Source organism: Saccharomonospora cyanea NA-134 (assembly GCF_000244975.1).
Lineage (GTDB): Bacteria > Actinomycetota > Actinomycetes > Mycobacteriales > Pseudonocardiaceae > Saccharomonospora > Saccharomonospora cyanea.
On the sequence record NZ_CM001440.1, the window covers coordinates 2,894,532 to 2,907,721 of the forward strand.

3 protein-coding genes are annotated in these 13,190 nt (G+C 72.8%); 1 reads left to right on the forward strand and 2 read right to left on the reverse strand.

The genetic code is table 11. The features are described 5' to 3' along the window. Positions 1 to 158 precede the first annotated feature (158 nt). The gene (locus SACCYDRAFT_RS13650) at positions 159 to 926 is read left to right on the forward strand and encodes a 2,3-dihydro-2,3-dihydroxybenzoate dehydrogenase (RefSeq protein WP_005456963.1); all 768 of its coding nucleotides are present in this window, start codon (positions 159 to 161) and stop codon (positions 924 to 926) included. Here SACCYDRAFT_RS13650 and SACCYDRAFT_RS13655 read toward each other — a convergent pair. Both SACCYDRAFT_RS13655 and SACCYDRAFT_RS13660 read right to left on the reverse strand, forming a co-directional pair. Next, positions 877 to 2,322, reverse strand: coding sequence for a DHA2 family efflux MFS transporter permease subunit (locus tag SACCYDRAFT_RS13655; protein WP_005456965.1), 1,446 nt, complete (start codon positions 2,320 to 2,322; stop codon positions 877 to 879). The genes SACCYDRAFT_RS13650 and SACCYDRAFT_RS13655 overlap by 50 nt on opposite strands. After that, complete coding sequence (locus tag SACCYDRAFT_RS13660) at positions 2,319 to 13,166, reverse strand: non-ribosomal peptide synthetase (RefSeq protein WP_005456967.1); 10,848 nt, start codon at positions 13,164 to 13,166, stop codon at positions 2,319 to 2,321. The genes SACCYDRAFT_RS13655 and SACCYDRAFT_RS13660 overlap by 4 nt, the downstream gene beginning before the upstream one ends. Positions 13,167 to 13,190: the final 24 nt, after the last annotated feature.

Sequence of the window (13,190 nt, forward strand, 5' to 3'; positions counted from 1 at the left end):
TGACCGATCCCTCCCCCCGGGGGGTCGGCACCGCCCGTGGCCGTTCTCGCGTTCACTGTGGCGTTTCTTCCACGGCTACCGACAACCACGCCGGAACGTGGTACCAAATCGGCTTGAACACTTTCGGGTCCGATCGGCAACGAGCTGGCGGGGGCGTCGTGGGACAAGAGGGAATCGCCGGAAAGATCGCGTTCGTCACCGGTGCGGGACAGGGAATCGGCGCGGCCGTGGCGCGAGCGCTGCGTGACAACGGGGCCGTCGTGGCCGCAGCGGACCGATCCGCCGACGTGCGTTCGGCCTACGAGAACGAAGCCGGAATCACCGGATTCACAGCCGACGTCACCGACTCGTCGGCCGTCGCGGACGTCGTCGCCGACGTGGAACGCACGCTGGGCCCCATCGACGTTCTCGTGAACGTGGCGGGAGTGCTGCGCACCGGGCCGGTTGCGGAATGTTCCGACGAGGACTGGGCACACACGTTCGGCGTCAACGCCACGGGGGTGTTCACCGTGTCCCGCGAGGTCACCCGGCGGATGGTTCCCCGGCGGCGCGGCTGTGTGGTCACCGTGTCCTCCAACGCCGCCGGAGTACCGCGTCACGGCATGGCCGCCTACGCCGCCTCCAAGGCGGCCGCCACCATGTTCACCAAGTGCCTCGGTCTCGAACTCGCCGAGTACGGCATCCGCTGCAACATCGTGGCTCCGGGCTCCACCGACACGCCGATGCAGCGTTCGATGTGGACGGACAAGGGCGCCGATCCGGTCATCCGGGGGGACCTGGACAGCTACCGCGTGGGTATCCCGCTCGGCCGGATCGCCGAGCCGGACGACATCGCCGCAGCGGTCGTGTTCCTGGCCTCCGACCAGGCCCGGCACATCACGATGCACGACCTCTACGTGGACGGTGGGGCGACCCTGCGGGCATGAGCCGGGAGCCCCGCCCGCCGGGTCCGTTCCCGGGCAGGCGCAGCGCCCCGAGCAGGGCCAGCACACACAGACCGAGCACACACCAGAAGGTGGTGCCGAACGCGTTCGCCACGTCCGGCGCCTCGGCCGTGACGCGGAGTTCGAGCAGGACCGCCACCACCGCGGTGCCCAGCGCTCCACCGACGTAGTTCAGCAGGTTCAACGCGCTCGCCGCCCTCGGCAGGAGCTCGCGGTCGACGCTGCCGTAGACCACGGTCATCACCGGTGACGCGATCATCGCCGTGCCGAAACCGCGTACCAACAGGGCGGACACGAGCAACGCGTCCGGCAGGCCGTCGAGCCGGGTGAACGGCACCGTGGCGACAACGACGATCGCGAAACCCGTGACCACGATCGTGCGCGGCGCGAGCCGGTCGATCGTGCGGTTGACGACGACCGAGCCGAGTGCCGCGCCCACACCCTGAGGGGCCAGCAGCAGCCCCGTGTCCCACGCCGTCAGACCGCGGCCCGCCTGAAGGTACATGGGCAGCAGGAACATCGTGCCGAACACCGACGCCGCCGCCACGAACAGGGCCAGCGCGGCCGAGCTGAACGGCGGAGTGGTGAACAGGCGCAGCTCGAGCAGCGGGGTGCGCGTGCGCAGCGCGTGCCGGGCGAACACGACGAGCATGGCCGCACCGACCGCGATCGCCACGGGGGCCACGCCTATGCCAGACCGGTTCGACGCCAGCTCGGTGAGGCCGAAGACGAGGAGAGCGAGTCCCGGGGAGAGCACAAGCGCTCCCCGGACGTCGAAGCGGTGCCCGGTGCCGGACGGCGGCACCCGTGGGACGAGCCTGCGCGCGAGCACCAGCGCGACCAGTCCTGTCGGGAGGTTGACGTAGAACAACCAGGACCAGTCGGCGACCCGCAGGACGACACCGCCGAGAAGCGGTCCCAGCACAGGCGCGAGCATCGGGACGATTCCGGCGATGCTCATGATCCGCCCCGTGCGCCCTGGACCGGCTACGGCCGCGAGCAGTGCCTGCCCGGTGGGCAGCAGCAGTCCCCCACCGACTCCCTGCAGCACCCGGAACGCCACGAGGGAGGTGATCGACCAGGCGAACGCGCAGGCCGCAGACCCGGCCAGGAACACCAGCAACGCGCCCAGCCACGTCCGCCGAGCCCCGAACCGCTCCGCCAGCCAGCCCGACGTCGGTGCCGCCGCCACGACGGCGAGCAGGTACGCCGTGCCCGCCCACTGGACCTCGGTGAGCGAGGCTCCGAACTCGACTCGCAGTGTCCTCATCCCGATGTTGACGATGGTCGAGTCCAGCGACGCCATGAACGTGCCGAGCACGAGCACGAACGCCATGCCGAGCAGCCGGCCGTCGACGCGGTCGGCCCCGCCGCTCACAGCTGCCCCGCAGGGTCCGCGCAGACGTCGAGCAGGCGGGTCACGTCGGCGTCGAGGACGCCGGGGCGGCTCAGCTCGCACAACGCCCGTCGCAGCGACGCGGCCAGCGTCTCGGCGTCCGCCCGGGTCACCGTGCCGGGGCGGTGACCGACGATCCCGCGCCACCCGGCGCCCTCGGGCATGACGGTGACCGTCACCGGATGGTGCGTGAACTCGCGGAACCGGGCTCCCACGAGCCGCAGGCCCGGTGCGGGTTCGGCCAGTCCGGCCGGATCCATCGGATAGTTCTCGAACACCAGGAGACTGTCGAACAGACGGCGCACACCGACCGCCCGTTCGAGTTCGGTGAGCGGGACGGCGGGATGCTCGGCGAGAACCTGCTGCCGCGCCTGCAGGTCGGTGAGGGTCTCCGCGACCGACCCGGAGAGCCGGGCCCGGACGGCGACGGTGTTGGCGAGCAGCCCCAGAACCTCCTCCACTCCGTCCACTTCGGGTGGTCGTCCGGACACCATCGTCCCGAAGCACACCTCCCGGCGCCCGGACCGGGCCGCCAGCACGGCCGACCACGCGCCCTGCACGAGCGTGTTCGCGGTGAGGCCGTGGGCAGCCGCGGCGACGGTCAGTGCGCGCACCAGGCCGGGCTCGACGTCGAACACGACCGGCGCGGGGAACTCGGTCACGGCCTCGGCAGGCAGGCGGTCGCCGACGAGATGGTTCCCCTCGCCCAGTCCGCGGACCTCCTCCCGCCAGACGGCGAGCTCGGCCTCGCGGTCGCGATCGGCCAGCCACCGCAGGTACCGGGTGAACGGGACGGGAGCGGGCAGGACCCGCGCCGGGTCCTCGCCCCGGACCCGCGCGGCGTAGGCGGCGAAGACCTCCCCGAGCATCCGCGGCGCCGACCAGCCGTCGGAGAGCACGTGGTGACTGGTGAGCACGATTTCGAAGCGCTCGGCCCCACGCTGGACGACGGTGAACCGCACCGCTGAGCCGCAGGTGAGGTCGAACCGCTCCGCGAGGTCGTCCTCCAGCACCCGCTCGACGGCCCGCTGCTGCTCCGCCGCGTCGGTCACCCCGGACAGGTCGACGTGGCGGCAGTCCGGCTCGGCGTCGGTGAGCAGCACCTGCACCGCCTCCAGGCCAGGCTCGTCCGGGAACGCCGCGCCCAGGTTCGGGTGCCGGGCCAGCAGGTCGCCCACGGCGGCGTGCAGGCTCTTCACCTCCACCTCACCGACCAGCGAGAACGCGGCCTGCACGATGTACGGGTCGGCTCCGCCCGCCGATGCGCGGGAGTACCGCAACATGAGTTCCTGCAACGGAGCCAGCGGCAGCACGTCGGCCACGCGATAGCGCCGTTCCAGTTCGTCCACAGCGGACTGGTCGAGGTCTGCCAGCGGGAAGTCCGACGGGGTGCGTCCGGCTCCGGCGAGGACGTCCGGATCGGAGGCGAGCGCGGTGAGGTGGTCGCGGAGGATCCCGGCGAGTGCGGCGATCTCGGTGTCGGCGAACAACGCGCGCGGCCACGTGAAACGGATCCGCAGCGCGGTGCCGTCACCGTCGTCCCACGTCATCGCGTCGACCATGAGGCTGTACGGCAGCGGAAGGGCGTCGCCCCCGGACCCGAAAGGTGTCGTTCCCGGCGGTGCCTGCCACGGCCGTTCCTCCGCCGGTGAGGGGGCGAACTGGCCCAGGTAGTTCCAGCTGACCTCGGGCCGGGGTGCCGCGCGCAACTCCGGCTCCCCCGCCGCGGACAGGATGCCGTGGCCGAGACCGTCGCCCTGGGCGCGCAGTTGTTCCTTGACCGCCTTCAGCGCCCGCGCCGGCGAGCCCTCGGGCACGGCGATCCAGGCGGGATGCACGGCCGTGAACCAGCCCACCGTCTGCGACAGGTCCACCTCACGGGTCTCGTCGGGGCTGTGTGCGGGCCTTCCGTGGCTCTCCAGCGCCACGTACAGCTCGGGCGCCCGGCCGCGCCACTGCCCGACCGCCCGGGCCAGCGCGGTGAGCAACACGGCGTCCGGTGTGCTGTGGTAGGCCGAGGGCACCGCCGCTAGCAGGGCGCGCGTGAGTTCGGGGTCGAGCCGGAGCTCGTGGTGTACCGCGGTGGCGCCGGTGTCCCGGGCCGCGTCGTACTCGACTCGGGACACCGCCGACAACGGTTCGGAGGTTCCGGCGTGGTCCGCGATCCGCCGCCAGTGCGGCAGCTCCGACCGCCGGCTCTCCGCCGCCGCGCGCAGGGCACGGGCCCACCCGAGAAACGGCTCCCCACGCCGGGGCCTGGCCAGGCCGCCCGCACCGGAGGTCACGGCGGCGTACCCGGCCGACAGGTCGTCGAGCAGGATGCGCCAGGACACCCCGTCGACCAGAAGGTGATGGGCGACCAGCACGAGCCTGCCGAGCGCGTCCGGTCCGCGATCCACCCACACGGCGCGCAACAGCGGCCCGCTCCACGGATACAGTTCAGCGCGAGCGGCGGCGATCTCGGCGTCGACGAGGGCACGCACGTCCTCGCCGGGTCGCGCGGTCACGCGGGTGAGCACGTCGGCCGCGGTGACCGCGCCCGGTCCGGGTATCCGCAGCACCGGGTCGGGCTCGCCCGGGGCCAGGTGAGCCCGCAGCACGTCGTGCCGTTCGAGCAGGCCGTCCAGCACCGCCCGCCACACTTCGAGGGATCCGTCCGCCGGAACGCAGATCTCCGTCCACTGGCAGAAGTCCCGGACCGCCTCCACACCGCCGGGCGCTTCCGCGCAGCGGCGGAGCAGATCGAGCATCACCGGGGTCAGCGGCGCGTCGCCGGTGGCCGGTCCGACGACGGTGCCACAGGCGTCGCCCGGGTCGCTTTCGGCGCAGCGGGCGGCGATCCCGGCGATCGTGGCGCCGTCGAGGACGTCCCGGGGCCCCAGCCGCAATCCCTGCCGGCGGGCACGCGAGGTCACCTGCAACGACACGATGCTGTCGCCGCCGATCTCCAGGAAGCGGTCGTCGAGGTTGATCCCGTCGTCGCCCAGTACCTCACGGACGATGTCGAGCAGCACCTCCTCGGCCCGGGTGGCCGGTTCTCGCGAAGGCGAGGCCGGGCCCGACTCGGGTGCGGGCAGCGCGGCCTCGTCGAGCTTGCCGCCCGGGGTGAGCGGCAGCCGGTCGAGCGTCACGAAAGCCGTGGGCACCATGTGGTCGGGCAGCGTGGCCAGCAGGTCCTCGCGCAGGGCGTCGGCGTCGACCGCCGCGCCCCCGGCGGGGATCACGTAGCCCACGAGCCGGCCGTCGCGGACCAGGACCGCGCAGCCCCGCACGTCCGGGTGCCGGGCGAGGGTCGACTCGATCTCGCCGAGCTCGATCCGGAATCCACGGATCTTGACCTGCCGGTCGGCTCGGCCGACGAACACCAACTGCCCGTCGGGCCGCCAGTAGACCACGTCCCCGGTGCGATACATCCTCCCGCCCCCCGGATCTCCTGGGGCACCGAACGGGTCGGCCACGAAGGCCTGTGCCGTCTGGCCCGGCCGTCCGAGGTAACCGCGGGCGAGCTTCGGCCCGGCCAGGTACAGCTCCCCCGGAACACCGACGCCAACCGGCTGTAACCCGTCGTCGAGGACGTAGGCGCGCACGTTCGGGTCCGGCCGTCCGATCGGGACGGTGCCCGACTCGCCGGGTTCGTAGCGCCAGGTCACCGCGTTGATCGTGGCCTCGGTGGGCCCGTAGGCGTTGAACAGCGCCCGGCGTCCCTCGCCCCAGCGCCGGGCGAGTTCCACGTCGAGCCGTTCGGCGCCGACGACGAAGAACACGTCCGGGTCCACGGTGTGCTCCTCCGGCACCGCCGCCAGGAACGACGGCAGCAGGTTCACCCCGGTCACCCGCTGCTCGGCGATGTAGTCGAACAGCTCCTCGCCCGGCACGCGGACCTCCTCCGGCGCGACGACGAGTGTCCCGCCGGAGGCCAGCGGCACCATCGTCTGCCAGAACGCCACGTCGAAGCTCGTCGACGCGAAGTGCAGGTACCGGTCGTGCTCGGTCACACCGACGACGTCCTCCTGCAACGCGATCAGGTCGGGGATGCCACGGTGCGGCACGGCGACGCCCTTCGGCCTGCCCGTCGTACCGGAGGTGTAGATGACGTAGGCGAGCGAGTCGTCGGTGAGTCCGGAGCGCGCGTGCTCGGGGTCGTCGTCGCGGTCCGTCGGCCGTGCCGGGTCGCCGAGCACGGCCGGGTCGTCCACCCGCAGCACCACCCCGTCGGACTCGCCGGGCACCGTGCCGCCGAGCGTCTCCAGCGCCGCGGAGTCGGTGACGAAAGCGACGGGCCGCGCGTCACCGACCATGTAGGCGAGCCGGTCACGCGGATAACCCGGATCGAGCGGCAGGTACACCGCACCGGCTTTCAACACGCCGAGCAGGGTCACGATCATCTCGACGTCCCGGCCGAGCAGCACGGCGACGGGATCCTCCTGGCGCACTCCGGCCGCGAGCAACGCGTGCGCGAGGCGGTTGGCCAGCCGGTCCAGCTCCGCGTAGGTGAGCCGTCGGTCCCGGCACACCACGGCCTCGGCGTGGGGTTTGCGCCGCACCCACGCCCCGAACTCGGCCAGGTACGGCCCGCGCGGGCGCTGCGGTCGCGTTTCCGTGCCGACGCGCAGCATTCGTTCGGTCTCGTCCGCGTCGAGCATCGGCACTCGCCCGACCGGGCGGCGTGGGTCGGCGACGAGTTCGGTCAGCAGCGTGCACAGCCAGCGCCCGTAGTCGCGCACGGTGTTCTCGTCGAACGCGTGCGGCTGGTAGCCGAGCCCCACGGTGATCTCGTCGTCGGGGATCACCACCACCGTCAGCGGGTAGTGGGTGGCGTCGCTGATCCGCACGCCGGAGAGCTCCAGTCCCGACTCGACCGGCATGGGCCCGCGTCCGGCGAACGGGAAGTTCTCCATCACCAGCATCGTGTCGAACAGCTCGCCCACCCCGACCGCGCGCTGGATGTCGGGCAGCCCGAGGTGGTGGTGTTCGGTGAGTTCCACGGATTGGGCGTGTACGCGGGCGAGCAGCTCCTCCACCGGTTCGTGCGGAGCGTGGCGCACCCGGACCGGGATGGTGTTGCCGAGCTGTCCGATCATCGACTCGACACCGTCCACCTCGGCGGGCCTGCCGGAGACCGGGCAGCCGAACACGACGTCGCGGCTCCGGGTGAGCCTGCCCAGCAGCAGTCCCCACGCCGCTTGGAACACCGTCGTCACCGTGATGCCCCGCTCCCGCGCGAACGCGCGGAGCCGGTCGCTGAACTCGCGGCCGAGTCCGATCGTGGTCCGCCCGGGACGGTCCACCCGCGGCCGCACGGTGGTGGGGGCGAGCCGCGTGCCCTCGTCGATCCCGGCCAGCGCGGTGCGCCACGCGCGCAGGGAGGCGTCCCGGTCGCGGTCGGCGAGCCAGTGGTGGTAGGCCGAGAGCGATGCCGCTGCGGGCACCTCCGGACCGCCACCGAGTTCGGCGTACAGGGCGAGCAGCGTGCGCCCGAGCAGCGGCATCGACCAGCCGTCCAGCAGCGCGTGGTGGTTGGTCAGCACCAAGCGGTGCTCACGCGGCCCCAGCTCGTACAGCCGGAACCGGAGCAACGGCGGCGTCTCCGGGTCGAACGGCCTCTCCAGCTCGGCACTGCAGTGCGCGGTGAGGATCTCATCCCGGTCCCCGGTGTCCCTCAGGTCGATCCGCTCCCAGTCCAGGTCGACGTCGGCGGGCACCACCTGCACGACCTCACCGGCCGCCGTGGTGGCGAGGTGAACCCTCAGTGCGGGGTGACGGCGTAGCAGCTCGCGGGCGGCGTCGGCCAGCCTCGCCGCGTCGAGGTCCCCGGTCAGCGACAACACCGCCTGCACGACGTACACGTCGGTGTCGCGGGTGTCCCTGGCAAGGGTGTGGAACGACAGCCCCACCTGCAGAGCCGTCGCGGGGAACACGTCGGCGATCCGCCGTCGCCGTTCCAGGGCGTCGATGTCGGCCTGGTCGAGCCTCACCAGCGGCAGGTCCGACGGGGTGAGTCCACCGCCGTCGGGCCCGATCCGCGCCGCGTGGGCGGCCAGCGCGGCCAGCGCCGCCTCCCAGGCGTCCTGCAGCTCCCGAACCGTTTCGGCATCGAGCAACCGCTCCGCGGCCGTCCACTCGACGGCGAGCCGCGGGGCGCCGGTCTCACGCACGAAGCAGTTGAGCGCGAGCACCTGCTCCAGCGCCTTGCCCGGAGGTTCGATCACCGAGAAGGCGTCGCCGTCCGGCAACCGCCAGTCCTCGCCCGCCGGGGAGGTGAATCGGCCCAGGTAGTTCAGCAGCACCTCGGGCGCACCGGCCGAGGCCAGTTCCGGTGCGATCGACGGGTCGAGGTGACGCAGCACCCCGAAGCCGACACCGCCGTCGGGCACCGCCCGACGGGCCTCCTTCACAGCCCGCAGCAACCGGCCCACCGCCTCGCCACCCGCGAGCGCGTCACGCAGTTCGGCCTCGGTACCCACCGTGTCGGCGGGGACGCGCACCGGGAACTCGCTGGTGAACCAACCGACCGTGTGGGACAGGTCCACATCCGCCGCCAGCGGCTCGCGACCGTGGCCTTCCAGCATGATCGTCATCGCGTCGGCGGCTGGTGTCCCCCGGCGATGGTGCCAGTGACGCAGCGCCAGGGTGAGTGCCGCCAGCAGCACCTCGTCGGCACCGGCGCGGTAGGCGTTGGGGAGCGCGGTCAGCACCACGTCGGACACTTCCGGCGCGGCGAGGGTCACCGTGCGCCTCCCGGTGGCGGCGGTGTCGCGAGCCGGATCGAGGGCGGCACACCGCAACGGGCGGCAGTCGGGGTCAAGCGCCCGCCGCCAGTAGGTGAGTTCGGCGCGCCGGGCTCCGGTGCGGCCCTGCTCGGCCAGCAGTGTCGCGTGCCTGCGCCACGACGTTCCCCGTGTGGACCGCTCGACGGGCCGCCCGTCCCTGGCCGCCGTACAGGCCGCGTGCAGGTCGGGCAACAGCACCCGCCACGACACCCCGTCCACCACGAGGTGGTGAGCGAGCACGAGAAGCCGATCACCGGCTCCGTCGCGGGCCCTGACCAGCGCGACACGCAACACGGCCCCGGCCGCCGGATCGAGCTCACCCGCGAGCCTCGCGGCGATCGCGGCCAGGCTCTCCTCATCCCCGATGGCCTCGATGGGCTCGGTGACCTCGCTGACGATCCGCTCGACGTCCCCAGCTCCGGAGGCTCCGGAAGGCAGCACCTCCAGCTCACCCGGTCTCCCGGTCAGCCGCAGCCGCAGCGCGGGATGCCGGTCCAGCACCGCACGCACGCCGGCCACCAGGTGCGGCACCCGCAGGGGCGAGGTCATCGACACGGCGGTCCACTGCGCGTATCCGGCCACCACGCGCGGATCCGGATGAGGGTCGAGCAGCCCCCGCACGATGGGCGGTGCGGGCACCGTGCCGACCGGGTCGTCGACCACCTCACCGGCTCCGCTGTCCAGTTCGGACATGCGCGTCGCGAGGAAGCCGAGCTCACGGCGAGCCAGCAGGTCCCGTGGCCGGAGCTCGAACCCGGCCGCCCGGAGCCTGCTGCTCACGGTGATGGCGGAAATGCTGTCACCGCCGAGGGCGAAGAAGTCGTCGTCCGGCCCGGCCTCGTCGAGCCCGAACACCTCGGCGACCGTCGCGCACAGCAGTCGCTCCCGCAGCGTGGAGGCGGCGCGGCCACCGCTCGCCGAGCGTGGCGCGGGCAGGGCGGCCCGGTCCAGTTTGCCGTTGACGGTGAGCGGCAGCTCGGCGAGCACGACGACGGCCGCGGGTACCAGGTGATCGGGAAAGCGATCGGCGAGCGCGTCACGCACCGACTCGGGAGTGAGGACAGCGTCACGTTCCGGCACGACGTAGCCGACCAGCCTCGGTGATCCGGTCTCGTGACGCACCAGCGCCGCCGCCGCGCTCACCCCGGACAACGCGCCGAGCGCAGCCTCGACCTCGCCGACCTCCACCCGGTGGCCCCGGATCTTGACCTGGCCGTCGGCCCGGCCGAGGTAGACGAAGCCCCTGCCGGGCACCCAGCGGGCGAGGTCGCCGGTGCGGTACATCCTCCCACCCGTCACCCGGCCACCACCCCCCACGGAGGCGCCAGGCGCCACAATTCCACCCGTCACCCGGCCACCACCCCCCACGGAGGCGCCAGGCGCCACAATTCCACCCGTCACCCGGCCACCACCCCCCACGGAGGCGCCAGGCGCCACAATTCCACCCGTCACCCGGCCACCACCCCCCACGGAGGCGCCAGGCGCCACAGTCCCGGGCTCGCAGAACGGGTCCGCGACGAATCGCTCGGCCGTACCCGCGGGTCGGTTCAGATAGCCGCGCGCCAGTTGCGGTCCGGCCAGGTACAGTTCCCCCACCGCGCCCGGCGGCACCGGCCGCAACGCGTTGTCCAGCAGGTAGACCCGCATCCCGGCGAGCGGATGTCCGATCACGGGCTCGCCCGCGTCCAGCGGCGCGCTCACACTGTCCACAGTGGCCTCGGTCGGGCCGTACATGTTGCGCGCGGCGATCCCGGACTCGGCGATCCGCCGCCACAGTGCGGGCGGGGTCGCCTCACCACCGAGTACCAGCAGCGACGGCCGGTGTGCGCCGTCGAGCAGTCCGGCTTCGACCAGTGGTGCGGCCAGGGACGGCGTGGTGTCCACGACGTCGACGCGGTCACGTGCGAAGGCGGCCAGCAGCGCGTCGACGTCCTTCGTCACCTCGGCGTCGTAGAGGTGCAGTTCGTGCCCGCACAGCAGCCACGACAACTGGTCGAGAGCGGAGTCGAAGGCGAACGAGTAGGTGTGCGCCACCCGCAGTCGCCGTCCCACGGGGCGAGCGGTGTCGGCGGTGTCCGCGATGATCGTCGATCGGTGGTGGTGCAGCAGCGCGCGCAGACCCCGAACCGGAACCTGGACGCCCTTGGGCTTCCCGGTCGAGCCGGAGGTGTGGATGACGTATGCCAGGTGTTCCGGGTGGCGCTCGGCCGACAGCTCGTGCGGGGCGAGCGGGCCGTCCGGCAACGCGCCCAGTTCGGCGACCGTGGCCGGAGCGTCGAGCACGAGTCGTGGCACGTCGGTGTCCACACCCGGCGAAGCACCCGAGGTGAGCACGAGTGACGGGCGCGCGTCGGCCAGCAGGGTCCGCAGCCGGTCGGCGGGATGCGCGAGGTCGAGCGGCAGGAAGGCGGCGCCGGCGTCGAGCACCGCGAGCAGACCGACCACGAGGTCGGCCGAACGGGGCAGCGCCAGCGCCACCACGTCCTCCGCCCCGATCCCCCGGGCCCGGAGTGCGCGGGCGAGTCGATGCACGCGGCGGGCGAGCTCGGCGAAGTCCAGACGGTCGGCACCGTGCACCAGCGCCGTTTCGCCACTGCGGGTCGTGGCCAGCTCGGTGAGCAGCTCGGGGACGTCCCGTGGCGTGCCGGGTGGCGCGGCCGGGGTCCACGCGGCGAGCAGGTCCCGCCGCCTCTCCGGGGTGAGAAGCTCGACCTGCCCCACGGCGGGCCGCTCCGGTCCGGGGAGTTCGGTGACGAGTCGGCGAACGGCCGAAAGCCGGGCCTCGACGGCGTCCCGGTCGTGGGTTCGGGCGTCCACTTCGAACCCGAGCAACAGGCCGCCGTCCCGGGTTGGCAGGACGCTGAGGCCCATGTCCTCGGGCGGCCCGCCCGCGACGTTGCGCAGGACACCGGCCGCACCCGCGAAGTCGAGGGTGAGGTCGAAGGCCTTGAGGTTGACGCCGCAGCCGTGCAGCAACGCGCCCGCTCCGGGCACGGCCAGGTCGCGGGGCAGGTCTTCACCGCGGTAACGCTGGTGCGCACGCATCTCCCGCATCGCTTCGGCGACGCGTGCGGCCAGCACGTCCAACCGGTCCCAGCTCCGCACCTCCACCCGCAGCGGCAGCACGTTCACGGCCATGCCCGGGGTGCGCAGCTCGGCGGCGCTGGTGCGGCACATGAGCGGCAGAGCGAACACCACGTCGGTGCGTCCCAACGCCCGGTGCAGGAACGCGGCGTAGCAGGCGAGCAGCGCGTCGCCCCAGCTCACGCCCACCTCGTCGGCGAAGGCACGCAGCGCGGCGAACTCGGTGGAGGACAGCGCAGCCTGGGCGGACACGGTGTCGGACGGCGCTCCGGACGCGCCTGCGGTCCACTCCGCCGTCTCGGGCAGCGGGGTGAGCCGGTCGACCCAGTACGCGCGGTCCCGCTCGGGCCGGTCACCGGCGAGGTACTCCCGGTCGGCGCGGACGAACTCGGCGAAGGTACCGAACGACGACGGTGGTGGCGCCTCGCCCCGGACGAGGGCGGTGTAGCGGGCCGCGGTCCGACGGGCGAGTATGGCCGCGCTGTAGCCGTCGAAGAGCAGGTGGTGCCCCAACTGGGTGTACCAGACCTCCTGCTCGGACAACCGGATGATCGTCTGCGAGTACAGCGGGCGGTCCACCATCCCACGACACGCCTCCGCTGCGGCGAGCCGCTCGCGCACGACCAGCGCGTCCGCCGCGGCCACCGGGTCGGGTTCAGTGCTGACGTCGAGCACGCGGGGCGGACTCACCGGCTCGTCGGACACCACCTGGCGCGGCCCGTCCGGGGTCTCGAAGAACCGCAGCCGCAGCGACTCCGCGTCACCGACCGTGCCCACCATCGCCTCGGCGAGCCGGTCGACGTCGACGGGCTTCGGGCCGCGGATCTGCACGACGTCACCGACGAGGTAGTACGGCGACTCCGGCTCCAGCCGCTGCGCGTTCCAGATACCAAGCTGTGCACTGGTCAGCTCGAAAGCCGTACCGGCCGGAGTCCGCGCAGTCGTAGGGGCTTGCTCTCGGACCGTGCTCACTCTCACTCCCTGGATCGATCGGCC